Genomic DNA, 26,487 nt, shown 5'->3' with positions numbered 1-26,487 from the left:
AGTAAATTTGATTAACTTTTAGTATTTTTATATAAAAGTCTAATTTGCTAACCACATTCTACGGAACCTGACTATTTAAAATATTATAAATATACAAAAATGTTTGACAAAACTTAAATGTATCAATTAATATTAATTTATATTAAATATTAAGCTGTTATTTACAAGGATTGATTAAAGTTGAAAAGTCAATCTACGCAGTAAATAAGCCCAGCAAATTAGTATGATTTTTTATACTTTTTTGCTGGGCTTTTTTATTTTAATTACATCAGAAAGGGGCGGTATTTAAGTAATTAATCTTTATAAAATGTAAGCGCTATTAATAACTTGAAGGGGGATTGTACATGAGAAAATTTACTTCTCTGATTTTGACTGGATTGTTGTTTATATCAATCATGCTAACTGGATGCGCAGGAGCTTCTAAGACATCCAGCAAGAAAGAAAATAATACGATAAAAATTGGGTTAATATTCGATGTAACTGGCGGTGGTTCCGCCCTGGGTATTCCGGAAAGAAACGCAATCAGGCTTCTGGTGGATGAAACCAATACAAAAGGCGGAATAAACGGGAAAAAAATAGAATTAGTTGAGTCAGATAATCAAAGTAATGAAACAAAAGCATTAACTGAAGCAAAAAGAATGGTAAATGAAGATGTAATGGCCATCATAGGAGGTGCGCAAAGTACAACCTCTCTCTCTATGGTTCCAACCATTGAGCAGGCTGGTGTCCCATATATTTCAAATGGGTCAGTAATGGCTATCATCAAAGAAAAAAAATGGATATTTAAAACACCGCCAGCTGATAAGGTACTTACAAAATTACTGATACAGGATGCAAAGGAAAAGGGATTTAAAAAGATAGCTCTGCTAAGAGTCAATAATGATTATGGTAAATCCGGGGAGGCAACTTTAATAGAAAATGCTAAAAACATAGGAATGGAAGTTGTTGGTGTTGAACAATTTAATGCTGATGCAACAGATGTTAAAGTACAACTTTCCAATTTAATGAAAAAGAATCCGGATGCTGTCGTTACATGGGCTATTCCACCAGGCTCAGCGGTTGCAGCAAGAGATTACTATGAACTGGGATACACAAAACAAGCACAATTCTATACAAGCAGTGCAACAGCAAATCCTACTTTTATTAAACTCGCAGGAGATGGAGCAGAAGGAGTTAGATTTCCAGGTTATAAGTATCAAGTAATTGATGAAATTCCAAAAACAGACCCACAATATAAAGTAATCAATGACTTTAAAACGAAATATGAGGAAAAGTATAAATCTGCTGATTATGCGGTATCCAATGCAGCGGATGCATGGTATCTTTTAGCAAATGCTATCCAAAAGTCCGGTGATAAAGTGACAAAAGAATCAATTCGGACACAACTGGAAAATACCAAAGGATTAGTTGGTCAAATTGGAGAATATAACATGTCAAAAGATGACCATAATGGTCTTGATGGGTCGGGGCTAGTTATGATGGAAGTAAAAGATGGAAAATTCGTGTTAGCAAAATAAATTCAATGATTTGAATAAATTGGAAAGAACCTTCTGGTCATACATTAATAACTTGTATTGATCAGAAGTGCTCTGTCCTCTAAAAGAATATCTTTATAGGGGTGAAGAAATTCAAATGGATCAAATAATACTAACTGGAATTACAAATGGTGCTATCTATGCACTAATTGCAATTGGCTTTGTAGTTATATATAACGTTACAGGAATTATTAACTTTGCCCAAGGTCAATTTACGATGCTGGGTGCCATGATTGTTATTTCACTTTCAGCCATAGGGATTAATATTTTGCTAGCTTCCATTATCACTATTGTCATCGTGGTTATAGTCGGAGTCTTATTTTATCGATTAACTTTATTTCCTTTAAGGAATAATCGAAATATTTTAACAACTATAATGGTAACAATGGGTGTTGGCATGGTGATTTCCGGTATTTCCTTGGTGATTTGGGGGACAGAATCCCGGCCACTTCCACCTTTTACAAAAGGGAAACCGTTATCCATTTTCAATGCATCGATTACTCCACAAAATATATGGATCATTGGAATTTGTATTGCTGTAATTATTGGAATGTTCCTACTGTTTGATAAAACTTATTTTGGAATTTCCATTCGAGCTTGTATGAGCAATCTACGTGCATCAAAAATTATGGGAATCCCTACTGAAAGAATGGCTATGATTGCGTTTGCTCTTAGTGCAGGTTTGGGAGCACTTGCGGGTATTGTTATGGCGCCTTCCACCTTTGCTCAATATGACATGGGAATGATGCTAGGACTTAAAGGCTTTGTTGCTGCTGTTTTAGGAGGATTAACGGGTGCACCGGCAGCAATTGTTGGAGGGTTTACATTAGGAATTATTGAAAGTTTTGGTGCAGGGTATATTTCCTCAAGTTATAACGATTTTATCGCGTTTGCAGCTTTGATTGTCATCATGATTTTTCTTCCAAATGGAATTTTAGGGAAAAGTATGCAGAAAAAAGTATAGGGAGGGTTAAATGTGGATAAGAAGAATTTAAAAATACTTTCTATAATTGCAGTATTAATCGGTTTATTGCCCCTCTTTTTAACAAATCCTTATTATGTGCAAATTCTTATAAATATTGGTACCTTGACAGTCATTTCCTTGGGGTTAACCGTTTTATTAGGCTTTACAGGCCAAATTTCTTTTGCACAAGTCACTTTTTTTGGAATCGGAGCTTACACTGCTGCAATTACTACCGTTACATATGGATGGCCACCCCTTGCCGGCCTTCTAATGGCGGCAATCGTATCAGGCTTTCTGGCATTTTTAATAGGGTTGCCGGTTCTTAGGTTTAAAGAACATTTTCTTGCCTTGATTACAATAGGATTCGCTGTAATGGTTTATGTGTTAATGGTCCAATTGGCTGATTTTACGGGCGGACCTGGAGGATTTTCAGGTATACCTCCATTTTCAATAGCTGGTGTTTCCTTGCAGGGAGAGGTACCTAATTATTATTTGATTTGGTTTTTTGCATTATTTTTTATTCTCATTATTAGTAATCTCTTATCCTCAAGAATTGGCCGTGCATTAGAGAGTTTGCGAAGCAGTGAAATAGCAGCAAAAAGTATGGGGATAAATGCTTTTACAATAAAATTAAAAGCATTTATTTTTGCTGGTATTATAGCTGGTGTTGGCGGATCCTTATATGCATTTCAAACATCCTTCATTGCACCAAATACTTTTGAAGTAATGGAGTCCATGACATTTATTATTATTGTTGTTGTTGGGGGGCTTCGCAGTTTATGGGGAGCACCTATTGGCGCTGTTGTAATTACAGCGATGGATGAAGGAATGACGCATTTTCTACCACTAATCATTCCCAACGCAGGAGGAGAAGTACAAATAATTGCATACGGAATTCTATTAGTCCTCGTGCTATTATTTATCCCAAATGGAATTGGACCAACACTCGGCAAACTGATAAAAAGTACATTTCATTCAAAAGCGGTGGTTAAGCATATAGACACACCTTCAAAAGTAACTTCAATTGATTAAATTCGTAAAAGGAGTAATTTTATGTCTATTTTAAAGGTGGAAGGAATTTCAAAAATGTTTGGAGGCCTTTATGCTGTCAAGGATATTTCTATTGAAGCAAATGAAGGTGAAATATTATCAATTATCGGGCCAAACGGCGCAGGAAAGTCTACATTATATAATTTAATAACAAGAATTTATGATTGCACAGAAGGGAAGATTTCCTTTCAAAATAAAGATATTACAAGGATAGCCCCTTATAAACTAGCAGGTTTGGGCATATCTAGAACTTTTCAAAATATTGAATTGTTTGCGGAACTTACTACATTAGAAAATGTAATGGTAGGTGGTTATGTAAAGGGAAAAGTGGGGTTTACTTCTTCCCTTTTTGGAAATGGCAGTCGGAATGAAGAACAAAGAATAAAACAGATTGCTTTAGAAAAAATACAACAACTGGGTCTGGAGGATTATGCCGAATTAGAAGCCGTAAAAATGCCTTATGGCAGGCAAAGAATGGTAGAGTTAGCAAGAGCACTGATGACTTCTCCTAAAATATTGCTGCTAGATGAACCTGCTGCAGGATTGAATGGAATCGAATCAAAAGAATTAACCCATACATTGATCAAACTAAAGAACGAGGGAGTTTGTGTAATTCTTATTGAACATGATATGGATACGGTTATGGATGTATCTGATAAAATCATGGTTATGAATTATGGGGAAAAATTGGCAGAGGGGACACCTGAAGAGATTCAAAAGAATCAAAAAGTAATCAATGCCTATTTAGGAGAGGAGGTTTATTGATGCTGACTGTAAAAAAATTAAATGTATATCATGGATATATTCATGCTGTAAAAAATATATCATTTGAAATAAAAAGAGGAGAAATTTTCTCGTTGATTGGTGCTAATGGTGCAGGGAAAAGTTCATTGCTATCCGCTATTTCAGGTATTAAAATTCCCGATAGTGGCGAAATATATTTCGATGATATGCCGATACAAAATTTAGGAATCAGGAAAATGGTTAATAAAGGAATCGTTTTAGTACCTGAGGGAAGAGAAATCTTTTATGACATGACTGTTAAGGAGAATCTTTTGCTTGGGGCCTATCGGCATAATAAAAAGATCAATTTAGTAGAAGAGTTAGAAAGAGTATATTCATTATTTCCAGGCTTAAAAAAAATGGAGAAGCGGATTGCCGGTACTCTTAGCGGTGGGGAACAGCAAATGGTTGCAATAGGGAGAGGTTTAATGGCAAAACCTTCTTTATTATTGCTGGATGAACCATCACTTGGTCTTGCCCCATTGATTATTAAGGAAATCTTTGAACAATTAAAAACGTTAAAAAATTCAGGAGTTACAATCATTCTGGTGGAGCAAAATGCAAAGGCTGCTTTAAATATTTCCGACCATGCCGCTGTTTTAGTCCGAGGTGAAATTGTTGCAATTGAAAAAGCAGAAAAACTGCTTCAAGATTCTCATTTACATGAAATGTATGTTGGAACATCGCTTACGAATTAAAAAATGAACTTTGAAATTATCATTTATCTTTTGACGATTAAAAGTAGTGGCAAAAGGAGGGAGTAAAAAAATGATTGTTAGAATGGGGATACTAAGAAAAAAGGAAGGTATGCCAGTGAATGAATTTCATAAATATTGGTATGAAAAACACGGCCCGCTGGCTTCAAATATACCTGAAATTATTAATTACACCCAAAATCATGTAACAGATTCCTCACAGTTGGGGATTAACTTTGCTCGAGGAAACATCGCTGTAGACGGTTTTTCACAGCTTTGGTTTGAAGACAAAACAAAAATGGAAAAAGGATTTTCTGAAATGGCGCAAGTACTCCCAAAAGATGAAAAGGAGTTTATTGGAGATATAAAAATTATTGTAGCAAAACAAAATGTTATTAAACCAACACCACATGATCAACCACTAATTAAGCGAATGTCAATTTTAAAACGACGGTCTGATGTAGACTTTGAGACTTTCCAGTATGAATGGAACAAAGTGCACGCAAAACATATACTTTCAATGCCAGGGGTAGAGGGTTATACACAAAATGTAATCACTGATCAAAGTATTAAGAAAGAAATATCATCAGAATACAATGACGTTAGTATCGACGGAATTGTGGAACTATGGTTTCGGGATATTGCATCATTGGAAAATGCTTTTAAATCAACAAATGGCCAAAAAGCAATGAAGCATGCAAGTACTTTTATTGAAGAAATCAGTACGTTTATTGTTGAACCTTATCGGATTGTGTAGGATGTTTGTAATTGATTTACTAAAGTAAATTCTATTGTTATGGGAGAGTTCATAATATTAAAAGATATTTGAATTCTAATTCCATTTGTTGTAAAATATATTAATCCTAATAAATTTATTATAGCTGTTATTAACTGGGGTTGATTTAAAGTCAATCTCTCTTCGTAAATAGGCCCAGCAAACGAGTGGATATTTTCTACTTTTTGCTGCGCCTATTTGTTTTTGATCATATTTTCAAAGTTGATAAGTGCCATCGCCGGATGTGTTACTATGCCTTTAAAATACAGAATAAAAAAGGATGAATTAAGTTATTTAATCTATTTATGTTTTGGCACCGGCCTGACAATTTTATCAAGTAAGCCAAGTAGAGGTCGGTCCATGTTTGCCGGTGTGGCCAACGGAAGTACGGACGCTATGGTGACCGCCTAGCTGCCTATCACCCATAACGAATTTTATAAGCAATATAAAAAAGATTTTGATGATTTAGGATCCAACCACCATGGAACAAAGAATGGATTGGTTGTACCAAAGTATATGGATATTAACTCCATTGAAGAGTTAAAGTAAATAGTAAAACTTGACCAGAGGGACGTTTCCTCTGGTTTTTTCTGTTGGGCAAATACTATGAGAGTCCTCCCTGAGGGAGTAGTGATACCAAGTAATTATATTGTCATCAAATATTCACATATTTATGAAAACGACCTATCCTTTTTCCCTCTTTCTCCCTATATCTACTATGAAGGGAATTTTAACAGAAGAAGGGATTTGGTTAAGGATGGCAAGGTATAGAATGGTGCGTACGGATTTTTGGAAGAACCCGGTTGTTTTAGAGGAGATGACTCCAGAGGACAAATACTTTTACGTGTATCTGCTTACGAATCCACAAACTACGCAAATAGGAATTTATAAGATTACGAAAAAACAATTACAAACGATTCTCAGCAAAAAACACCAATGGAAATCAATATCACCAAGCATCGGAATGGTCATGCTGGAACAATTGATCTCGGATTCAACAAACAATTTGGGCATTTATTCAATTTGGAAGTGTGAACAAGGGAGGAAAGGATCCTCCAATCCTAAATTTATAACATTTGAATTCAAAGTTAAATCCCAAAATAAATAGCACTAATAAAGCTCAGAGTTCATGATGATATGCTCTGAGCTTGCCGTTTTTATGGTTTTTCTTTAATTGAAACCTAGGTTAGTTTGGCATAACTTACTCATTAAACCCACTTTTTTCCTTGTTCACAAATAAATTTAATATCGTTTTGATAATGTTCAAGATGTCCTTAATCTATCATTTTTTGAAAAGCAATATCCCCTTCTTCGGCTTTTCTTTTAATTGTTTTGCATAAGCCTTCTAATCGAAGTAAAACCATCTCCAAATATTCTGCTTCCATTCCCTCAATGCCGTAGGATTCAAAGAACAAATCCACTCTTTGTTTTATTCGGACGGCATGTTGGAATGAATCATAATAAACTGCCTCTCCTGTTTCAGAATGAAAGACTCTACTTAAGGGGACGCAAGTGTAAAGAGTATAGGCTATGTCCCAAAGTCTTGGACAAGGACCAGCCACATCAAAATCAATAATATCTACTGGCAAGTTATTATTAAAAATAATGTTGTAAATTGCAAAATCATTATGGCATAGCACCTCAAATGGCTGAGGGGTGTTATCTATTGGTTGCCAGCTTTCTTCAATTAGAAAATCACTCACAGCATCATGATAAAGACGGAGCATCTTCGCTACTTCTTCTAAAACCTCATTAGACCACATGTAATCTTTTAACGGATAATTGCCAGCTTCTCCTTCGATAAATGATAATATCTCTCTACTTTTTTCATCAATACCTAGAAACTTTGGAGCATAATTGAAACCTTTGCTTTCAAGGTGCTTTAGTAATTTGTGAATTTTGAGACTCTCTGGCTTTAATTCTCGTCGAACAGTATCTCCTGAACGATATACGTTTGAGACATTCCCGCCTGTTAGCGTTTCTTCATTTTCGTAATTTGGCATTAGAAAAACCCCATCCCTATTAGAAATCTAGGCACTATTAAAATAAATCCAGAATGTTCATGAATCCTGTCAATAAATTGAACAAGAAGAATTTTTCCCCTTTTAATATTTTAGCATAAATTCCCTATTCCTTTTTTTAAAATTTATCATCTCAAATAACAAGCATAATCCCATTGGAAAGCCAGTGGATCTGACCCTTTTTCACTCTTTTGAGTATTTTATTCTATTAAATTATAAATTAATACAGGATAATTACCCAAGATTGTGGAATTTTGTAAAAGTATTCCTACTGTCAAATTAATTAAATATGGTATTTGAATCTACTGTAGTCCCTATTGCAGACCAATTCTGATGATCCAATTATATGATTTTAATATTATTTAGCGGAAAAAAGAGAACCTGATGCAATAGTGCATCAAAATCTGATGCAAGATGCCATCTTTTTCGATATGGCAGTTAATTAATGCTTGTTTTTAGCGTTTAAAAAGTTGGCACGAATCTTGCTTGATAAATTAGTGAGCGTGTTAAAAACATGCAAATTTGGTTGAAAGGGGGGCTAGCCCTTGGAGGAAGTTATTGTATTAGGTGCAGCCGGAACTATTGGTAATGTCATTGTAAGAGATCTAGTTGAAAGTGGGGTGAAAGTAATTGGAGCCGATATGGATATAAACCGACTCCAACAACTAAAGAATGAGTTAAATGCCAAAAATTTAGATGTTTATTCTTTAGATATTAGAGATTATGAGACTACGACAGAACTATTAAAAAAAGCTAAAGTTTGCGTGAATGCCACCAATTATATGTTTAACATTGATGTAATGAAAATGGCAGCTGATGCAAAAGTGGATGTACTTGATTTAGGTGGACTATATAACTTAACTAAAGAACAACTAAATTATGATGAATTCATGAAGGAGGCAGGAGTTCTTTCTATTCCGGGTATGGGGTCTGACCCGGGTATTTCCAACATTTTAAGTCGATATGGAGTAGAGCAATTGGATACTGCAGAGGAAATCCATATTCGTTATGGGTCTACAACTACAGGAGCAACATTCCCCTTTGCGATTGATACAATCATAGACGAGGCTACAAAAAATGCTATGGTTGTGAAAAATGGCCATTTATATGAAATCCCGCCTTTGAGTGACGAAGAAGATACAATATTTAATGAAAAACTTGGTATTCAAAGAACATATTCCATTCTTCATTCTGAGTTAGCTACAATTCCTCTAAGTTTTCCACAAATAAAAGAAATAACCTATAAGGATACATGGGATCCTTCAACAATTGAAAAGATTAAAATGCTGGACCAATTTGGGCTACTTAATAATAATCGTGGCAATAACTCCCCCTCTGCTAGACAAAAGTTAGTATCCTTGCTCAAAGAAACGATTTCTGAAAATCCTCAGTGGGGGACAGATGAACTAATGGTTGAAGTAAAAGGCATTAAAGCAGGAAAAAAAGCTTCAATTAAATTGGAATTATTATGTGGTTGGCAAGAAAAGTGGAATATTCCTGCATTAGCTTATGTTACAAGTATGCCAGCATCAATTGTAGCTCAAATGTTATTAAATAAAGAAATCAAAGGAAAAGGTGTAAAACCGCCTGAACAATGTATTGACCCATCGACGTTTATTTCTTACTTAACCAAAAAGAATATTACTTTACTCTCTACCTATTGTGAAACAGAACAAATTCAAAGCAGTCCACAAAAGATACTTTCTAATTTATAAAAAAATATTAGTTTTAAAGTGTGATAGAACCTTGATTACCTCCTTATTCGAAAAAGTAAGAATATTAAATCCATTTAGGCATCAATTAAATTTCATATAAAAATAAAAATTTCAAAAGGGAGTTGTTAATATGCAAATAAAAACAGCGGTATTGAGAAATTTTATTAATGGGGAATGGTCTGAGTCTGCTAGTACGAACGTACGTGAGGTAGTGTCTCCTGTTACGGGTGAAATCATATACCGAGCTCCAGATTCCACTGAAGATGAAATTGATGCTGCGGTTGCAGCAGCTCGAAAGGCTCAAGTCCCTTGGGAGGCTGCTACAGCTTGGGACCGTGGTCGCGTTTGTTATGCAATCGCAGATGCAATTGACCGGAATAAAGAAAAATTAAGCCGTGCACTTTCGCTTGAACAAGGTAAGCCATACGAAGCCGAATCATTACCAGATATTGAAGAATCAGCAGAACTATTTAGAATTGCCGCAGAAGATGCTAAACGTATGGAAACAGCAATTATACCTTCCCAAGATCAAAATAAACGAATTTTTACATTCCGTAAAGCCAATGGTGTTTATGGAATTATTATTCCGTGGAACTTCCCAACTCTTATGCTAGCAGAGTTTGTAGCTCCAGCTATTGCTTCAGGAAATACAATTGTTCTCAAACCTTCAGAGTATACTCCAGGAATCATTAGTCTCTTTACAGAAATCATGCACGAAGCTGACATCCCACCGGGAGTGTTTAATATAGTTTATGGCGACGGGAAGGTAGGACAACAACTTATTGAACATCCAGGAGTTGATGCATTAGGATTTATTGGCTCTCATACTACCGCTGAAAAAATAGTCCGTGCAGCTGGATTAAAACCATCGATCATCGAAGCTAGTGGTAATGGTCCAACTATTGTTTGTGAAGATGCTGATCTTGATGCTGCAGCCAAAGGAGCTGTTCACGGAGGATTCTTTAATGCAGGGCAAGTGTGTTGCGCTACGGCACGAGTTCTTGTTCATGAAAATGTTCACGATGCTTTCGTCGAACGTGTGGTTGAGGAAGCAAAAAACTGGTCGTTAGGGGATCCATTTGATAAGTCAACCAAAGTTGGACCAATGAACAATGAAGCAACTGCTTCAAAAATGGAATCACATATACTTGATGCACTGGAGAAAGGTGCAAACGTTCTTTTAGGCGGTAGAAGAGCAACAAATTATCCAACTAATCTTTATTTCCAACCCACTGTTATAGATAATGTCGGATTCGATACTTTAATTAATAAGCACGAAACTTTCGGACCAATTGTACCAATCCTTACTGTTAAGAGTGATGAAGAGGCTATTAAAGTTGGTAACGATTCATATTTGGGATTACAGTCAGCTGTGTATACAAAAAGCTCAGCTCGTGCATTCAAATATATGAATGGCTTAAAAACGGGTAATACAATTATCAATGAACACGGCGGTTATTGGGAACCTCATGTACCATTTGGTGGCGCAGCTGGTACTAGTACAGGCTGGGGACGTATTGGTGGCAGATATACAATGTTAGATATGACACATCTTCGCACTGTTACTTGGGATTTCTCTTCTTAATCTTAAGCTTCTGATTATGAAAATATGGTTGCGAACATGACAGTTTCGCAACCATATATTAAATCACTTCCTAGGTAATATAAAATACGTAACAAATTGCAGATTGATTTTTTTCGGGAGTGAAATGTATGGATAATGGAAAATATCATATACGAAATGCTGTTTATATTCCGTGGCCAACTACCATCGAGACAATTCTTCTCAATGCAATAGAATTAGATTGTCAATGGTTTATTTTGCAAGAAAATGAAAAGACCATAGGATATATAAACAGGTCCACTTTATATAAAAAAGTGAAAGAGGTCGGTTTCAAGAAGGCATTAATATTACCTTTAGAAGAGCTAATGACGAAACCCATACTTAATAATGAAGGAGAACTAAGTTCATCAGAAAAGACTCATAACGCTTCACTATTAAAAAGCGAATTTGATAAAATTGACAGTGTTATCGATTGGAATATTGGTGGACGAATAAGTAATCATATTGCTTCGGATAAATGGATACTTAAAGAATTAGAGACTATCTTCTATAATTTTTTCCATAATATACTCATTACTGACGGATACGGGAATATCACATTTGCTACCGCTGAAGATGACCAGCAATATTTAGGGAAAAATGTTTTTGATTTAGAAAGACAGAAAGAATTCTATCCTTCTGTTACTGCGAAAGTACTTAGTACAGGAAAAAGAGAACAAGGATTACAATATACAAAATCAGGAGAAGTCTTTGAAATTGAATCTGTTCCAATAAAGGATGGAAACGGAAAAATTGTTCGAGTTATATCTATTACCAAAGATTCATCGGAAGTTACTGAGTTAACAGAAAAGCTAAATGAAGTTAAAAACCTTTTAATTAGTTATCAGCAAGAAGTGATGAGCGTCCAACAAGAACATTCGAATAAAAAACCCTTTATTTACTCGAGTAGGGAAATGAAAAGTTTAAAAATTCTAATTAAATCTGTTGCATCCTTTGATACAACTGTCTTAATTTTAGGTGAAACGGGTGTTGGTAAAGAGGTAGTTGCCAATAAAATCCATAGTATGAGTAATCGAAATGATAAACCATTTATTGCAGTAAACTGTGGAGCTATACCTGAAAACTTGATGGAATCAGAATTATTTGGTTATGAGGAAGGTTCATTTTCTGGCGCTAGAAAGGGAGGAAAAATAGGAGTTTTCGAATTAGCTAACAATGGCACGATATTTTTAGATGAAATTGGTGAAATGCCCATACACCTTCAAGTCAAACTTCTTAGGGTTTTACAAGAAAAAAAGGTAAAAAGAATAGGTGGATTACAAGAAAAGCCTATAGATTTGCGAATTATAGCAGCAACAAACCAAGACCTTGCAAAAAAAGTTATAGAAAAAACCTTTCGAGAAGATCTATATTATCGACTTAATGTCGTTCCCGTTCTTATTCCCCCTCTTAGAGAAAGAAAAGAAGACATAGAGGCTTTGGCGTTTTATTATCTTCAATTTTTCAACCAAAAATTCAATAAGAATATTGAAATTAATGAGCTAATGTTAGAAAGATTAAAAAAGTATTCGTGGCCAGGTAATGTTCGTGAACTTCAAAATGTAGTTGAAAGATTTGTTATTACTGGTCAAGATGTTTTCTTTACTGTTAATCAACCAATATCACTGGTATCAAATGAGGTAGTAATGGGAGTAAATAGGAAGTTTCCACAATTATTTGATTTTCTTGAAAAAGCTGAACAGCAAATATTATTAGAGGCAAAAACAAAATCGAAAAATACGCGGGACATGGCTGATCTTTTGGGTGTTAATCAATCAACTATTGTTAGGAAATTAAAAAAGTATAATTTATAAGTCATTTTATACAAAAATTCATTAATTTAACCAAAATTATCCGAATATTTTTTATTTTCTACCTATATATCTGATGTCTAGCCTACAGGTATTCGTTTTCAATAATTTAGGGGGTGCTTAAATATGGAGAATATGAAAGTAAAAGGTCAATGGACAATGCTTTGGTTATCATATTTAGCGTTAGTAGGATGTTTTCTTCCTTATATTGGATACTCGACTCAGATAACCCAACTAATGGAGGACACATCCATTAGTTACGCCCAAACCGGGATGTTGGCTTCAGTTACTGCATTGGTTGGAGGGCTAACATTACCTTTTGTTGGAGTATTGGTAGATAAGTGGGGCGCTAGAAATATTATTTTGTGGGGACTATTGATTAGTGCTGTAGGGCAAATTCTTTTTGCCTATATGCCTAATTACTCATCACTAGTTTTTTCTAGGGCACTTATTGGTCTTGGAGTAGGCTTATTGTTTGTAGGGCCTTACACTATGGCAGCCCAATGGTTTGAAAAGTCAAATGGGGTTGGTTCTGCCATGGGGGTAATGTTTACATCTGATGGGATCGGGACAGTTTTTTCACTTTACTTATTTTCCTATGTTCTAACAGCCATGGGATGGAGAAATGGAGCAGCTATTGGAGGTATATTATTAGTTGCCATATTAATTATTTCCTTTTTCTTATTAAAGAATCCACCTCACATCACTGATCGTCAAGAAACTGCGAAAGAATCAGGAGAAAAATTTAATTTGAAAGACTATCTCAAAGTTATAGGAGATAGAAATGTCATCGTGGCATCAGCCTTTTTCATTGGTGAATGGGGCTTATATGCAGTTATTGCCTATTGGGTACCTACTATACTTATAGAAGATGCTGGTTGGTCTGAGGGACTTGCGGGGTTTTTAACATCTCTTTATGTATTGGTTGGTATAGTTCCTTCAATAATTTTTGGATCAGTATCAGATAAGATGGGGAAAAGAAAGCCTTTTATCATACTTGCAGGCTTATGGATGACTCTTACTATAATCATTCTCACAATAGCTTTAGCCAATGGCAGCTATGGTCTTGTTGCATTTATGATGCCACTAGTCGGTCTTGGTGTTTATTCTGGAATGCCTGTTGCATTAGCTTCAGCAGTGGAATCTGTAGGTACTAAGTATGTTGCAACCGCAAATGGATTTATTTTAGGAATTGGATTTTTAGTAGGAGGCTTTCTATATCCGTATATAATGGGCTATATCAGAGATGCAACGGGTGCATATACAATAGGATTTATTGGTATTATAGTCGCTACTTTTGTCCTAAATTTCGTTGCCGGATTTTTAAGTAAGGATTCGAAAAAAGGCACAAGTCTGAAAACAACTGATGAAATAGTAATCCAAAGTTAACTTTAATAATGTGCAAAAAGATTGTTCTTCGTACCGAGGGACTACCCCCTTTTTCTAAGACGAATTGTAACTTACCAAACTTAAATATGGTGGATTGACTTGGGGAAATTTCACTAAAAAATAATTGAGAAGGGTTTTAAAATAAACAAAGTAATAAAAACAAAAAGGGAGAGTCTTTGTAAGATGAGTGTTAAACAGATGTATATTCAAGGTAAGTGGATAACAAGCGGCAGTGGTAAGGTTAGGAATATTATTAATCCTGCTACTGAAGAAATAATTGCTGAAGTTACGGAAGGTTCTGTTGAAGATGCACAAGCGGCAATCCAAGCAGCACACAAAGCATTTTATGTGGATGGCTGGGGGGATACTCACGCTCGCCATCGGGCTCATTTATTATCGATGGTCGCAGATAAACTGGAAAAAGATGTCGAGGCGTTTTCTTTACTTGAACCCTTGAATAACGGGAAACCATTAAGTGAATCAATTTATGATGTTGAAGATGCGGTAAACCAATTTAGATACTATGCCGGTCTAGCTACAAAGCCATCCGGCCAAGTGTATGATGTGCCAGATGATATTCAGGCTTATGTAGTCCGTGATGCCATTGGTGTTGCAGGACAAATTGTTCCATGGAATTATCCTTTAGTGATGGCAGTGCAAAAACTTGCTCCTGCTTTAGCAGCAGAGTGTACGGTAATCATTAAGCCTGCAGAGCAAACACCTTTAAGTTTAATTAAATTATTTGAAATTATTGACGTTGTTGGTTTTCCTTCTGGTGTTGTGAACCTTGTTCTTGGAGAGGGGGCAACAGTTGGAGCAGAGTTAGCAAGAAACCCCTTGGTGGATAAAATTGCTTTTACCGGTGGAACTGTCACTGGCAAAAAAATTATGAAATCCGCAGCTGAAACATTAAAAAAGACTTCGCTCGAATTAGGAGGAAAATCCCCAAATATTGTATTTGAAGATGCTGACTTTGAAACCGCAGTGGATTATGCTCTTTATGCCATTTTTGCCATTTTTGCCAATCAAGGTCAAGTATGTTCTGCAGGTTCGAGATTATTACTGCAGGAATCATTATATGAAAAATTTGTGCCTGAGCTTGTGAAAAGAGCGAATGAAATCGCGGTAGGGAATGGAATGGATCCGGATACGGAAATGGGTCCACTTATTTCAAATCAGCATATGCAAAAAGTGTTAAATTATATTTCTCTTGGAAAAGAAGACGGCGCGGAGTTATTATGTGGGGGAGATCAATTATTTGAAAAAGGTTTTTTTATAGCGCCTACCATTTTTGGGAATACAACTCCTGATATGAGGATTGTGAAAGAGGAAATATTTGGCCCCGTATTAGTCATACAAACCTTTAAGGATGAAGAGGATGCGATTAGACTTGCAAATGATTCCTTATACGGACTTGCAGGAGCCGTGTTTACTTCTGATGGGGCAAAGGCACAGCGTGTAATTCGTAAACTTAGAGCGGGAATTACTTGGATCAACACGTACCATCCTACCTTTAATGAAGCACCATGGGGCGGATATAAACAAAGCGGAATCGGGAGAGAGCTTGGGACCTTTGGGTTCGAGTCATACCAAGAGGTCAAGCAAGTTAACATCAATCTAAATGTCCAGCCTAGTGGATGGTTTAAAAGAAAGTAAATGTTTTAGAAGTTATAAACTTTGGCGATCAGTGGAATAAACTGTTCGCTTTTTTATGTTAATCTGAGTAGTCAAATTGATCGGTAGAGTCAATACCGCCACTATATATGGTTCTAGAGACAGACCCCCGACATGCTAAAGCTTTAGCGCGTCGGGGGTCTGTCCCTTTTTTCATTTATGATTGTTTATGATAGGGGAGCGTTTTTTAACTTGTTTATTGATTTCTCCCATATCCGTTTTAGTCAAGTTTTAAGTACTTATTTAGGAACCTGAGTACACGGCGTGTATACTCATTTTTATGCAAACGATACGAATGAATGTGCTCGCAATCTTTCGTCAGCCACAATTCTTTATAGTTATTGGATGAGATCGATTGAAATAATTTTTCGCTCTCGGCATAAGGAATAGCTTTATCTGTCTTACTGTGGATGATGAAGATGGATATTCCTTTCGTATTTTTCACATGATTGATGGGTGAAACTTCTGTGAGGTCAATTTTGAGAGTTTACGCATGGAATGATAAACAATCGGTGTAAATGGCCGTTTTGGTAGCTTGGTCCAATGCGAAAGATTTTCTTTTAGAAAAGGTTCTAAATCACAAAAGGGACTGTCGGCAATGATGACGGAAACTGCGGGGTGTTCGCATCCAGCAATAAGCGCAGTGGCAGCTCCCATACTCCAGCCAAGGAGAGCAACTTTTTCGTGATGTTTTTCCTGAATCGCATAATCAATCGCTGAATACAAATCGTGTCTTTCAAAGTATCCGATCCCCGTGGTTTTTCCCTTCGATTTGCCTGAATTGCGAAAATCAAACATCAGCACATTATAGCCTTGTTCTGACAGGACTTTGACAAGCCGCAGCCCTTCAATCCTTTCCATGGCACGTTCATTCATGTAACCGTGTGCCGTGATGACCGTTTTCTTGCTTTTCTTTGAAACTGCTGGAATCCACCAGCCAGACAGTTTTACTTGATCTTTTCGGCTGAAAAATTCAATCTCTTCGAATGCAAGACCATATTCCCCTGGATTTTTTGTCGTCTTTGCCGGGAATGGATGAGTTAGATACAAACCAATCCCTAATGGGGCAAGAAAAAATAAAGCGGGTGCTGCCAAAAGCGGTTTCCACAGGGACTTACCTGATTTACTTGATTCCCCATTCTTTTCCTCACTCAACATGAACTCCTCTTTTCCATTTGAAGTCATCGGTACATTATCATATGTAAATCAACACAAAAACGGAAAATTTTAAAGTCCCATTTTATAGCTATCCATAAACATATTTGTGTAAAAATAACAGAGGATGGCTATTGTGTTTATGAACTAGGGGTGTGCATATTGAAAACAGGACAATTTTACTACCTTGTATCGAAGGATTTAAAATCCATAGTCTCTTTTCTATGGTTTTATCCCAATTCAAGGAACGGTTATAGTCCATTTAAAAAAATGAATAATGTTGAAATTAAAAAATAACTTTTATGGCATAAATGATGCTGTAAATCTCGAGCAAAAACAAGCGGAAATGCTAGGTTACTTGATTGATCATCGTATGATGACTTGTTCAAAGAGAGGCATAGAAGAAGCGGTTTGGTTAAGCCAGGAGGTAGGAAATACGGCTGTTAGACGCTATATTTCAGCTATCCGAGTCAAGCTGTCCAAAGCCATGGGTCGTGATGATATCGCAGATAATATACTGGTTATAGCCAATGGAGGTTACGTCTGGAAGGCTGACATATCAGCAAAATCCTCCGCAAAGGCTAAAAAACAAGGTTACGAACTTCGTAACCTTGTTTTTTATACTTAAGTCAGAAAGTAACAAGGAGGATGATGGGAATGAGATTAGTAAAAGTAGAAATGATGAATGCAACAGAACGAATTGCAGAGGCATTGCAAATGAGAGGGTTGTTTGTGGCAGTAAAGAACGATTTTATTATTTTTACAGAAGGTAATACAAAAACTGATGTGGAAAAAACAAGAGCACTATTGACTACGATAGGGATTCCAACTTTATGGGAGGAGAACAAGTTTCAAGTATTGATCAACCATACACCCATTTCAACAATAAAGCTCATTATGAACGTTTCCGGCGTGGAATTCCCTGTACACATGGAGGGCTATCATTTTCAGTGGAGGGCATTTGCTCAGCGACGATTTGGCATCAAAGTGATGCCTTGGATTTAGATGCAAACATGGCCATGCTGGTAAAATCACTTAATTTGGTGGGAATCACATCTCTCGCTATCTGCAATGGCCATCACCGCAATGCACCAAATGTTCAATTTTCGGGTGTGTTTCAGGGGGGATGGTTTCAAGTGGTCCAGGAGAAATATTTAAGCGGATTAAACCTTCATTATCATTGGCAAGTTCATTACGGAAACGGCTCCGGCTCCTGCCTCCGCCCTGAGGAATCCAGCGACCGTTGGGATATGAATTGGATTTATCAAGACACAGTCCAAATGGCTGAGATTCTTCAAACGCATGCACGGGAAATTAGGGGGTTAAAAAAATGGTGTTCAAGCGTAATAAAGAAATGAAGAAAGCCGCTACCCATTTAACCGAAGAAAAGAATTATTCTGGTCTGGTAAATTGGACGAAAAAACAAGTGGAAGGAACTTTGCAAAAGAGAACGGGGTGAAGTTTAGTGAAAAAATATATTGTATTTGTCTATAGAACATTAAGAAAAAATGTACGAAATCATGATTTATTGAGTGATGCTGCTTGTATAGACAAACAATGTTGGACAGTTGGAAAGCTGATAGATTCAGAGTTTGGGTAACACTATTTTCAAAAAGTAATTGGGTGCAGCATTTTGGGTGGTTATCAATTACGTTTTACGCAAAGGGCCCATGACGGAAGTAGAGCTGATATCGTTGAGGAACCTGGCACGGTTGAAGGTAAGGTCTATGAAATACCGCCAGAGGCCCTATCGTATTTATATCAAAGAGAAGGTGTAAATACGGGCTGTTATCGACCTGCTTTAATCGATATCAGCTTAAATGGCAGGCCACTCAAAAATGTTCTTACATTTGTCGTGGTCGATAAAGATCCGGAAACACCGCCGCCTAATCATTATGTAGAAGAAATACTTCGAGGTGGTAGCGGATTTCTAAGTGCAGACTATATGGAAAAGCTAAGAAAACAGCTAAAAGAAAACTTTAATTTAGGAGATTAATAAGGAGGAATGAAGGCTGGCGACAATGACAGCGCAAATACTGGTAGGAACAGGGCACCCGTACGATGGAGGAATCAACCCAACGAACAGGTAGGTAAAACTAAGAAATATAATTTGACTATGGAAAAGAAAAACAACATTTATAGGGATATTATGGTATTTATATGGTAAAATACCACTTATAGTCTTATAAATGAATTCTTACTAAAAAATAGTATATAGATAGATTTAATTTTTTAGTAGGCATCTAACACAGTTATTAGAATAAATTTAATGGGGGAATAAGATGAATAAAAAAGTCGCAATTTTCACACTGTTGTTAACATTATTATTTGGAACTTTTGTTTCGGCTCATTCAGGGAGAACGGATTCAAGTGGTGGACATAATTGCAGTGAAAAATCAAAATCAAAGGGATTATGTGCAGGCTATCACTACCATAATGGTGGAGGAACATCTACAGGAGGTTCAACAGAGGACAGCACTCCAATAAATACAGATAAGGATTGTAGTGATTTTGCCACCTATGATGAAATGATTCAATATTGGAATTCAAAAGGCTATTCTGCTACCTACGATCCGGAAAACCTGGATGGTTGGGGAAATGGTATGGTCGATGATGGGATACCATGTGAGGCGCCCAGTGGATATGATAAGACACTGATTAATAATAGTCCTGAACAAGCAGCTCACAGGAAAGAGGAGTACGACAATTCAACAGGGGAAAAGGAAGGATATCCGGCTGGTCTTAAGGATGGATACCAAGAAACGCCAAGTAATAGTAACCATTCAGTTGGTACAGAAGCATATAAGGTTGGTTATGCTGTGGGTTATCTTAAAGGATACGATGAAGGTAAGAAAAAGATAGATGGAGAAAAAACAAAGGCAATAAATGATGGCTATGCATTTGGGAAAGAACATGACAAAATTGTCATACCTGCAGTGAATGCTGCTCATCCAAGTCTAAATAAAGCATTTGAAGAGGGTTTTAATAAAGCAATTACAGAACGAGTGGAAGCAAAGAAGAAAGAATATACCGATTTGGGCTACAGCGATGGGAAAAAGAATATGAAAAATACACTTAAAAATATCGAAGAAATATATGCAAAGGCATACCAAGAAGGTTATGAAAAAGCACAAACAGAGCTCAAAGAAGAGTATTTGCAGAAAGGATATGAAGCAGCCTTTATAAATTTGGAATATTTAAATCCTAACGAAACCAATGAAAAATTTGCAGGTTGGATTAAAGAAGGATTTGAGTCGAACAAGGAAATAGCCAAAATTAAGGAAGCAGGTTATGCATTAGGTAAAGAAGGAAGGGAATTAAAAATCCCATCTAAATATAAAAAAGGTGAAGTAATATTTAAACATCATTATGAATTGGGATTGAAATTATACGAAAAACAACAAAGTACCAATCGAAAAGCGGCTTCGGGCGGAATTGGTGCAGTTGCACTTGGCTGGTTGGGAAGAAGATTATACGTTGCAAAAAAAATGATTAGTTAATGGGGGAACGGGAAATGGGACTTTATCACACAGTTTGTTATAAAATCGAGGACTTGTTTGTTAAGGTACTATCGAAGAAGGAAAATCAGCATATTACAAAAGAAAAAGTGATCAAATACCGAATGGGGAAAGAAGAGTTCCGTCAGCAAAGAAAATTGGAAAAGGGAAAGAAAAAAGCGGAACGAAATGGTATTCAAGCCTAAAAAAAGGCAATGATTCGAAATGAAGATGAAAAACAGTTCATTTATCACAGGCTGCAAAGAGCAAATGATTTAAGAGAAAAGATTATACAAAACAGAAATAGTCATCGTTACCTAGAACCTCAACAGTCATTATATATTAGTGGAGAACCTGGAGCTAATAAATATACTGTTATAAAAAAAGATGAATAATTATCCTGGGCAGTCTCATTATATGAGGCTGTTCTTTTGAGTGTAAAAGTAAATTTTAGCGGGAGAGGAATACTTAAAACATGTTGCAAATTTAATTAACGCAAACCGTAGGAATGAAATATCAGTTATGAAGTTATTGAATATGCATTCAAACTATGAAGATTTTCTTTTTAACTAAATGAATATAATTATTATCTTTCTTTGAAACAACCTGAAGGTAGGTTATTTTTTATGTGGGATTGAAATCCAATGAATAATGAGTTTTACAATCACTTTTATTCATCCGGAAAGTATTAAGAAAATTAAAATGTTTATTTTTATCTCCAGTGTTAAAATAAGGGTATTATTATTAAATATTTTACAAATATAACGATACCCTTACTTGCAATATAGGAGAGAATGACTATGAAGGAAATACAACAAAAAGTGTTAGAATTTCGTGATGAACGAGATTGGAAAAAATATCATAATGAAAAGGATCTGGCCATTTCAATTTCCCTTGAAGCAAATGAATTGCTTGAAAATTTCCAATGGCGAACAAGTGAAGAAGCAATCGCTGTATCCAAACAAAATATAAAAGAAGAAATCGCAGATATTTTAATCTATCTTGTACAGCTTGCTGATAAGATGGAGATTAATCTTGAAGAGGAAGTCTTAAACAAACTGGTTAAGAACGCGATTAAATACCCATTGAACAAAAGTAAGGAAAGAGTCAAATGATTATTTATAATGAGAGCTCATCAAACTTTTTAAACCATATCTATGAAAATAAAATTGGGTACGTTCTCAAGAAAAACGTCCTGGCAAAAATGAACAAAGTCGTTTCAAGCAGTGAATTGAGATCCTGGGAAAACTCACTGCCTCAAATGGCAAAGGTCCTTAGGGATGCAGATTTAAAAGAGGATACACATGTTTTATTAGAATATAAGCTGCCTTCCTCTGAAAAAAGAATCGACTTTCTTGTGGCTGGACAAGATGAACAGGGTACAAAAAATGCCGTTATTATTGAGTTGAAACAATGGCAGAAAGCAAAAGTGTCTGAAGGAGATGGGATTGTTCGAACCTTTTTAGGCGGAAGGGAACGGGAAACGGTTCATCCTGCCTACCAAGCATCTTCGTATAAGAGGTATTTACAAAATTTCAATGAGTCCTTATATAGTGATTCGACATCGATTCAGCTTCATTCTTGTGCTTATTTACATAATTATATTATGGCTAGTATCGGTGAGCCACTGCTAGATAAGCGTTACAGCAGTTATCTACAGGAATCTCCTGTGTATTTCCAATTCAATGATCGGGATTTGGCAAGGAATATCCGAAAGTTGGTTTCAAAAGGGAATGGGAGGGAGATTGCTGAAACCATTGAAAATGGCAAAATCAGACCTTCTAAAAAATTAGTTGAAACAGTCGGATCATTAATTGAAGGCAATGACGAGTTTATTTTACTTGATGAACAAAAGGTTGCCTATGAAAAAGTAGTGAGCAAATATAACCAATTTAAAGCACAGACAGACCAAAAGCATGTGATTATTATAAAAGGTGGCCCAGGTACAGGGAAATCTGTCATTGGATTAAATTTAATGAGTCATATGTTAAAGTCGAAAGCATATGTGGAATATATAACGCCTAACCAGGCATTTAGGGAAGTACTCCGTAAAAAGTTAATTGGGTCTTCAGGTCATGTGGAAGTGAGAGATTTATTTAAAGGGTCTGCCTCATACGTACATGCACCTGAAAATTATTTTGATGTCCTTATTTGTGACGAAGCCCATCGACTAAAAGAGCAAGGACATATGAAAAAGAAGATTGAAGGAGAAAATCAAATTACACAAATTATACGTTCCTCACGAATAAGCGTGTTCTTCATTGATGATTTTCAGAAAATATCAAAAAAAGATATTGGAAGTGTAAAAGAGGTAGAAAAAGAAGCGGCCAGATTCGGAGCTGATATACATACAGTTGAACTTGAATCACAATACCGCTGCTCAGGATCAGGAAATTACATCTCTTGGCTTAATAGCATACTAAACAACGACCAAGAAACATTTAAGCTTGAAGGCGATTTTGATTTCAAACTGGTTTCTAGTCCTCAACAATTGAAAGAGGAAATAGTAGATAAACATGGTGGCAGATTGTTAGCAGGTTACGCCTGGGATTGGACAAAAAATCTCGTTAATGGGAATCTCGTTAAGGATGTTGTCATTGAGGAACATAATTTTGCGTTGCCTTGGAATGATCCAAATAGAATTGACTGGGCCATTCATCCAGAATGTGCTAACCAAATCGGATGTATTCATACAGTTCAAGGCCTAGAAATGGATTATGTTGGTGTGATTATTGGAAGGGATTTAGGCTTTGATGAAGATACCAAAAATCTCATTGTTAGAAGAGATGAGTTTAAGGATAAAGGAGCAAAAGTCGGTTGCGATTGTTTCGAATAATAACTCCGCAACGGCCAATGTCCATGAAAAGCTGCAAAAGTATGGAGTTGATTTTATTTCTGCCTAATTAGGTAACAATGAGATCAAGGCCAAATTCTTCAAAGAACAAATTGGTACATATCCAGAAATGAGTAATTGGGCCTTACCACACTTAGATTATCAACAAATTAAATCGAACATAAGAGAATCCCAGAAAAAATTAAATCAAATGCTAATTTATCAAAACAAACAAACAGTTTTGAAGCAAGAACTTTCTGTGTTGCATACGGAATATGAATATTTTAATCAATACTATAGGCAATCTGACTATAAGCCTCTAAACTGCGCTTTGTCTTCCGAATATATGTTCTGGTTTGATGAATGATATAAAAAAAGAGCAATAGAATAGGATTTCTCAAGGGTGGTCGGCACATTCCCAGCAGAGAGGGGGTGATGCTGAATGACAGTTTTTGAAACATTCATGATTACGATTGCATTTGCAAGCTTCATCGTAGCCATTCTGTCATTTAACAAAAAAAAATAATCCACCCTTGAGTTTGGCAGACCGAGGTAGATTATTTCCGCTTAATGCTGATTCCCTTGATGGGAACTTGCTATTGCATGGACCGTATGCTGCTCCTAGCACCAGTGGTCTTTTTTAATATATGCAGTTCTATAGCTATATTATAACCAAAATGTTTAGAAAAGAAAACAGAATAGGAGCATATGATTGGATAATATTACAGTTGTTAGTGCCAAGGACCTTCCAGATAGTTGGGTGGTGCTTGGCACTTTTTTCGTTTAATTTTCAGTATTTTGTCATTTTTCGACTAGCGCGGTGGGGGTCAGGCACCGATTAATTCGTGGATTTTTTGTCAGAAAACTCGCATGTAAGGACATCTCTCATAATAAAGTAGATATAGACGGGTGTAACAAGCCTTTTAGCTGTAAAACATCTGGAAGCTTTCGTATGGCGGTAATAAAGAAACCATGGGCTTTTTAAGTTAGATGGGAGGGGTTTAATGTTTCATATTGTAGCCTGTATCAAGCAAGTGCCTGACACTAAAATTATTAAGATGAATCCAAAAACTAACACGATGGACCGGAGGACAGCGCCTGCGATTTTGAATCCGTATGATGCTCATGCAGTTGAAGAGGCCGTTCGTTTAAAACAACGATATGGTGGGACTGTATCGGTTGTCACGATGGGTCCACCTCCAGCGGTGTCCGCTATAAAGAAATGTATTGAAATAGGCGCGGATGAGGGGTATTTAATTACGGACCGCCGGTTTGCGGGTGCCGATACATTGGCAACGAGCTATGCCGTGACAAAGGCGATTGAAAAAATTGCAAAAACCAGGCCCGTCGATTTGATCATTTGCGGAAAAATGTCCATCGATGGAGATACCGGGCAAGTCGGACCCGGAATAGCTAGAAGGCTCGATATACCACCACTCACTTCTGTGAACAAAGTCGTGGATATCAATCAAGAAGAAGGATATGCCGTTGTACATCGCAAGCTGGAGGATGGATATGAAGTCGTCCAATCCACCTTGCCGTGTTTATTTTCCGTTGAAAAAACCATTAATGACGTGCCATATTCCCCGATGCCGAACATGCTCAAAGCTGCCAGATACAAACCACATATCTGGTCTGTTGATGACCTTGAAGATGTAGATATCAAGCAGCTTGGTTTAAAGGGATCACCAACAATTGTTTCCAAAGTATGGGCTCCGCAAAAACCGGCAGGGGGAACATTCCTTGAAGGCAACCCAGCAGCACAAGTAGAGCAATTGCTTCAGATCCTGCTTGAAAAGAAGGAGCTGTTTGAAAGTAAGGAGGGAATGTAATTGGATTTTAACGATTACAAAGGTGTTTGGGTCTTTATTGAACAAAAGGATGGAGAGGTTGCCTCTGTATCCCTTGAATTATTAGGTGCTGGTAGGAAATTAGCTGATAAACGAGGTGTGGAACTAGCGGGTATTCTTATCGGGGAACATGTTAAACCTTTAACAAAGACCGTGTTTGAATATGGAGCAGATACCGTGTATGTCTATGATCAACCTCTCTTTAAGCATTACCGGACTGAAACCTATATGAAGGCGCTGTTAGAGTGCAGTGATAAATATAAACCGGAAATTATTCTCTACGGGGCCACCTCAACAGGAAAAGACCTGGCAAGCGCAGTGGCCACCGATTTGCCGACAGGGTTGACGGCGGATACGACGGAGCTGGATGTAGAAGAGGAAACGGGGTTACTCCTTGCGAGTAGGCCGGCGTTTGGCGGAAATATTATGGCGACCATTTTATGTAAAAAATACAGGCCGCAAATGGCGACCGTACGCGCCAAAGTCATGAAGGCGCTGCCCCCAGAGGTGGGGAGAATAGGCAAGGTCATCGAAGAAACCGTCTCATTAAAGGAAGAAGATATCCGGACAAAAGTTTTGGAAATTGTAAAGGAAACGGTTAAGAAGGTCAGAATCGACGAAGCGGACATCGTTGTGGCTGGCGGAAAAGGCTTAGGCAGCTACGAGGGATTTCAGTTAATACACCATTTGGCTGAAACGCTTGGAGGAGCCGTTGGTGCGAGCAGGGATGTGGTGGAAGCGGGTTGGATTGACCATCCCCATCAAGTAGGGCAAACCGGTGTGACGGTAACGCCAAAGATTTATTTTGCGATTGGGATTTCTGGCGCGATTCAACATTTTGTGGGAATGAAAAATTCTGGATTAATCATTGCCATTAATAAGGACAAAGAAGCTCCTATTTTTCAGAACTGTCATTATGGAATTGTTGGCGATGCATTTGAAATCGTTCCTGTCCTAATCGAACAGTTTAAACATGCACTTTCTAGTGACAAGGTGATGAAGTAAGTTAGTGCTGAATTATTACCATTATTCCTCTCTCATTCGTGAGTGAATTCTTCCCAAGGCTTCTGCTAGCGTTTAGCCTTTCGGATTAACAATATTTGTTTAACCTCCAAAGGCCATAGAAAATTTCATTTA

26 protein-coding genes and 2 pseudogenes are annotated in these 26,487 nt (G+C 36.8%); 25 read left to right on the top strand and 3 right to left on the bottom strand.

Going from position 1 to position 26,487, the window contains the following annotated elements:
- Window positions 1–344: 344 nt before the first annotated feature.
- From ACIQXV_RS20305 to ACIQXV_RS20270, 8 genes and pseudogenes are all read left to right on the top strand, one after another.
- Window positions 345–1,517, top strand: coding sequence for an ABC transporter substrate-binding protein (locus ACIQXV_RS20305; protein WP_402961571.1), 1,173 nt, complete (start codon window positions 345–347; stop codon window positions 1,515–1,517).
- 115 nt (window positions 1,518–1,632) lie between these two features.
- The gene (locus ACIQXV_RS20300; RefSeq protein WP_402961569.1) at window positions 1,633–2,499 is read left to right on the top strand and encodes a branched-chain amino acid ABC transporter permease; all 867 of its coding nucleotides are present in this window, start codon (window positions 1,633–1,635) and stop codon (window positions 2,497–2,499) included.
- Between the two features lie 12 nt (window positions 2,500–2,511).
- Complete coding sequence (locus tag ACIQXV_RS20295; RefSeq protein ID WP_402961567.1) at window positions 2,512–3,531, top strand: branched-chain amino acid ABC transporter permease; 1,020 nt, start codon at window positions 2,512–2,514, stop codon at window positions 3,529–3,531.
- A gap of 21 nt (window positions 3,532–3,552) precedes the next feature.
- Window positions 3,553–4,314: an ABC transporter ATP-binding protein gene (locus ACIQXV_RS20290; RefSeq protein ID WP_402961565.1), complete on the top strand. Its 762-nt coding sequence runs from the start codon at window positions 3,553–3,555 to the stop codon at window positions 4,312–4,314.
- Complete coding sequence (locus ACIQXV_RS20285) at window positions 4,314–5,030, top strand: ABC transporter ATP-binding protein (RefSeq protein ID WP_402961563.1); 717 nt, start codon at window positions 4,314–4,316, stop codon at window positions 5,028–5,030. Before ACIQXV_RS20290 ends, ACIQXV_RS20285 begins: the two co-directional genes overlap by 1 nt.
- Window positions 5,031–5,100: 70 nt before the next feature.
- Window positions 5,101–5,784, top strand: coding sequence for an EthD domain-containing protein (locus ACIQXV_RS20280; RefSeq protein WP_402961561.1), 684 nt, complete (start codon window positions 5,101–5,103; stop codon window positions 5,782–5,784).
- 429 nt (window positions 5,785–6,213) lie between these two features.
- Window positions 6,214–6,351, top strand: a complete 138-nt coding sequence (locus tag ACIQXV_RS20275) for a glycine betaine ABC transporter substrate-binding protein (RefSeq protein ID WP_402961790.1) — start codon at window positions 6,214–6,216, stop codon at window positions 6,349–6,351.
- 208 nt (window positions 6,352–6,559) lie between these two features.
- A pseudogene (locus ACIQXV_RS20270) lies at window positions 6,560–6,712 on the top strand (DNA replication protein DnaD); the annotation flags it as partial.
- Between the two features lie 298 nt (window positions 6,713–7,010).
- Here ACIQXV_RS20270 and ACIQXV_RS20265 read toward each other — a convergent pair.
- Window positions 7,011–7,805, bottom strand: a pseudogene (locus ACIQXV_RS20265) (phosphotransferase).
- A gap of 563 nt (window positions 7,806–8,368) precedes the next feature.
- Here ACIQXV_RS20265 and ACIQXV_RS20260 point away from each other — a divergent pair.
- The 5 genes from ACIQXV_RS20260 to ACIQXV_RS20240 all read left to right on the top strand — a co-directional run bounded on the left by ACIQXV_RS20260 (window position 8,369) and on the right by ACIQXV_RS20240 (window position 15,997).
- A complete protein-coding gene (locus ACIQXV_RS20260) occupies window positions 8,369–9,538 on the top strand; it encodes a saccharopine dehydrogenase family protein (protein WP_402961559.1) in 1,170 nt (389 codons plus the stop codon).
- 130 nt (window positions 9,539–9,668) lie between these two features.
- Window positions 9,669–11,123 carry an aldehyde dehydrogenase family protein gene (locus tag ACIQXV_RS20255; RefSeq protein ID WP_402961557.1) on the top strand — a complete coding sequence of 485 codons (1,455 nt, stop codon included), beginning with the start codon at window positions 9,669–9,671 and terminating at the stop codon, window positions 11,121–11,123.
- Window positions 11,124–11,251: 128 nt separating this feature from the next.
- Window positions 11,252–12,955 carry a sigma-54 interaction domain-containing protein gene (locus ACIQXV_RS20250; RefSeq protein ID WP_402961555.1) on the top strand — a complete coding sequence of 568 codons (1,704 nt, stop codon included), beginning with the start codon at window positions 11,252–11,254 and terminating at the stop codon, window positions 12,953–12,955.
- Between the two features lie 123 nt (window positions 12,956–13,078).
- The gene (locus ACIQXV_RS20245; protein ID WP_402961553.1) at window positions 13,079–14,341 is read left to right on the top strand and encodes an MFS transporter; all 1,263 of its coding nucleotides are present in this window, start codon (window positions 13,079–13,081) and stop codon (window positions 14,339–14,341) included.
- 183 nt (window positions 14,342–14,524) lie between these two features.
- Window positions 14,525–15,997: an aldehyde dehydrogenase family protein gene (locus tag ACIQXV_RS20240; RefSeq protein ID WP_402961551.1), complete on the top strand. Its 1,473-nt coding sequence runs from the start codon at window positions 14,525–14,527 to the stop codon at window positions 15,995–15,997.
- Between the two features lie 238 nt (window positions 15,998–16,235).
- Here the strand turns inward: ACIQXV_RS20240 and ACIQXV_RS20235 are convergent, their stop codons facing one another.
- Window positions 16,236–16,460 (bottom strand): prolyl oligopeptidase family serine peptidase, encoded by a 225-nt coding sequence (locus ACIQXV_RS20235; RefSeq protein ID WP_402961549.1) that lies wholly within the window; start codon window positions 16,458–16,460, stop codon window positions 16,236–16,238.
- Complete coding sequence (locus ACIQXV_RS20230) at window positions 16,457–17,173, bottom strand: alpha/beta hydrolase (RefSeq protein ID WP_402961547.1); 717 nt, start codon at window positions 17,171–17,173, stop codon at window positions 16,457–16,459. The genes ACIQXV_RS20235 and ACIQXV_RS20230 overlap by 4 nt, the downstream gene beginning before the upstream one ends.
- A gap of 274 nt (window positions 17,174–17,447) precedes the next feature.
- On the opposite strand from ACIQXV_RS20230, the gene ACIQXV_RS20225 reads away from it, so the two are divergent.
- The 12 genes from ACIQXV_RS20225 (at window position 17,448) to ACIQXV_RS20170 (ending at window position 26,355) form a co-directional block, all read left to right on the top strand.
- Window positions 17,448–17,798: a winged helix-turn-helix domain-containing protein gene (locus ACIQXV_RS20225; RefSeq protein ID WP_402961545.1), complete on the top strand. Its 351-nt coding sequence runs from the start codon at window positions 17,448–17,450 to the stop codon at window positions 17,796–17,798.
- A 29-nt stretch (window positions 17,799–17,827) separates the two neighbouring features.
- On the top strand, window positions 17,828–18,175 hold the full coding sequence (locus tag ACIQXV_RS20220; RefSeq protein WP_402961543.1) for a hypothetical protein: 348 nt from the start codon (window positions 17,828–17,830) through the stop codon (window positions 18,173–18,175).
- On the top strand, window positions 18,121–18,528 hold the full coding sequence (locus tag ACIQXV_RS20215) for a hypothetical protein (protein ID WP_402961541.1): 408 nt from the start codon (window positions 18,121–18,123) through the stop codon (window positions 18,526–18,528). Before ACIQXV_RS20220 ends, ACIQXV_RS20215 begins: the two co-directional genes overlap by 55 nt.
- A complete protein-coding gene (locus ACIQXV_RS20210; protein WP_402961539.1) occupies window positions 18,501–18,629 on the top strand; it encodes a hypothetical protein in 129 nt (42 codons plus the stop codon). Before ACIQXV_RS20215 ends, ACIQXV_RS20210 begins: the two co-directional genes overlap by 28 nt.
- Window positions 18,630–18,803: 174 nt before the next feature.
- On the top strand, window positions 18,804–19,166 hold the full coding sequence (locus tag ACIQXV_RS20205; protein WP_402961537.1) for a gamma-glutamylcyclotransferase: 363 nt from the start codon (window positions 18,804–18,806) through the stop codon (window positions 19,164–19,166).
- 286 nt (window positions 19,167–19,452) lie between these two features.
- Window positions 19,453–20,670: a YHYH domain-containing protein gene (locus ACIQXV_RS20200; protein WP_402961535.1), complete on the top strand. Its 1,218-nt coding sequence runs from the start codon at window positions 19,453–19,455 to the stop codon at window positions 20,668–20,670.
- Window positions 20,671–20,684: 14 nt separating this feature from the next.
- Window positions 20,685–20,873 carry a hypothetical protein gene (locus ACIQXV_RS20195; protein ID WP_402961533.1) on the top strand — a complete coding sequence of 63 codons (189 nt, stop codon included), beginning with the start codon at window positions 20,685–20,687 and terminating at the stop codon, window positions 20,871–20,873.
- Window positions 20,874–21,467: 594 nt separating this feature from the next.
- The gene (locus ACIQXV_RS20190; RefSeq protein WP_402961531.1) at window positions 21,468–21,782 is read left to right on the top strand and encodes a nucleotide pyrophosphohydrolase; all 315 of its coding nucleotides are present in this window, start codon (window positions 21,468–21,470) and stop codon (window positions 21,780–21,782) included.
- A complete protein-coding gene (locus ACIQXV_RS20185; RefSeq protein WP_402961529.1) occupies window positions 21,779–23,503 on the top strand; it encodes a DUF2075 domain-containing protein in 1,725 nt (574 codons plus the stop codon). Before ACIQXV_RS20190 ends, ACIQXV_RS20185 begins: the two co-directional genes overlap by 4 nt.
- A gap of 439 nt (window positions 23,504–23,942) precedes the next feature.
- On the top strand, window positions 23,943–24,026 hold the full coding sequence (locus ACIQXV_RS20180; protein ID WP_402961788.1) for a putative holin-like toxin: 84 nt from the start codon (window positions 23,943–23,945) through the stop codon (window positions 24,024–24,026).
- Between the two features lie 478 nt (window positions 24,027–24,504).
- On the top strand, window positions 24,505–25,332 hold the full coding sequence (locus tag ACIQXV_RS20175; RefSeq protein ID WP_402961527.1) for an electron transfer flavoprotein subunit beta/FixA family protein: 828 nt from the start codon (window positions 24,505–24,507) through the stop codon (window positions 25,330–25,332).
- Window positions 25,333–26,355 (top strand): electron transfer flavoprotein subunit alpha/FixB family protein, encoded by a 1,023-nt coding sequence (locus ACIQXV_RS20170; protein WP_402961525.1) that lies wholly within the window; start codon window positions 25,333–25,335, stop codon window positions 26,353–26,355.
- Window positions 26,356–26,487 lie beyond the last annotated feature (132 nt).

Origin of the sequence: Neobacillus sp. NPDC097160, from assembly GCF_044762155.1 — a bacterium.
Lineage (GTDB): Bacteria > Bacillota > Bacilli > Bacillales > Cytobacillaceae > Neobacillus.
This window is presented reverse-complemented; position numbering and strand designations above follow the sequence as displayed.

Coding starts and splice junctions, on each gene's coding strand:
- ACIQXV_RS20305 (WP_402961571.1), top strand. CDS start 345: ATGAGAAAATTTACTTCTCTGATTTTGACTGGATTGTTGTTTATATCA.
- ACIQXV_RS20300 (WP_402961569.1), top strand. CDS start 1,633: ATGGATCAAATAATACTAACTGGAATTACAAATGGTGCTATCTATGCA.
- ACIQXV_RS20290 (WP_402961565.1), top strand. CDS start 3,553: ATGTCTATTTTAAAGGTGGAAGGAATTTCAAAAATGTTTGGAGGCCTT.
- ACIQXV_RS20285 (WP_402961563.1), top strand. CDS start 4,314: ATGCTGACTGTAAAAAAATTAAATGTATATCATGGATATATTCATGCT.
- ACIQXV_RS20280 (WP_402961561.1), top strand. CDS start 5,101: ATGATTGTTAGAATGGGGATACTAAGAAAAAAGGAAGGTATGCCAGTG.
- ACIQXV_RS20255 (WP_402961557.1), top strand. CDS start 9,669: ATGCAAATAAAAACAGCGGTATTGAGAAATTTTATTAATGGGGAATGG.
- ACIQXV_RS20250 (WP_402961555.1), top strand. CDS start 11,252: ATGGATAATGGAAAATATCATATACGAAATGCTGTTTATATTCCGTGG.
- ACIQXV_RS20245 (WP_402961553.1), top strand. CDS start 13,079: ATGGAGAATATGAAAGTAAAAGGTCAATGGACAATGCTTTGGTTATCA.
- ACIQXV_RS20240 (WP_402961551.1), top strand. CDS start 14,525: ATGAGTGTTAAACAGATGTATATTCAAGGTAAGTGGATAACAAGCGGC.
- ACIQXV_RS20230 (WP_402961547.1), bottom strand. CDS start 17,173: ATGTTGAGTGAGGAAAAGAATGGGGAATCAAGTAAATCAGGTAAGTCC.
- ACIQXV_RS20225 (WP_402961545.1), top strand. CDS start 17,448: ATGTTGAAATTAAAAAATAACTTTTATGGCATAAATGATGCTGTAAAT.
- ACIQXV_RS20220 (WP_402961543.1), top strand. CDS start 17,828: ATGAGATTAGTAAAAGTAGAAATGATGAATGCAACAGAACGAATTGCA.
- ACIQXV_RS20210 (WP_402961539.1), top strand. CDS start 18,501: ATGGTGTTCAAGCGTAATAAAGAAATGAAGAAAGCCGCTACCCATTTA.
- ACIQXV_RS20200 (WP_402961535.1), top strand. CDS start 19,453: ATGAATAAAAAAGTCGCAATTTTCACACTGTTGTTAACATTATTATTT.
- ACIQXV_RS20195 (WP_402961533.1), top strand. CDS start 20,685: ATGGGACTTTATCACACAGTTTGTTATAAAATCGAGGACTTGTTTGTT.
- ACIQXV_RS20190 (WP_402961531.1), top strand. CDS start 21,468: ATGAAGGAAATACAACAAAAAGTGTTAGAATTTCGTGATGAACGAGAT.
- ACIQXV_RS20185 (WP_402961529.1), top strand. CDS start 21,779: ATGATTATTTATAATGAGAGCTCATCAAACTTTTTAAACCATATCTAT.
- ACIQXV_RS20180 (WP_402961788.1), top strand. CDS start 23,943: ATGACAGTTTTTGAAACATTCATGATTACGATTGCATTTGCAAGCTTC.
- ACIQXV_RS20175 (WP_402961527.1), top strand. CDS start 24,505: ATGTTTCATATTGTAGCCTGTATCAAGCAAGTGCCTGACACTAAAATT.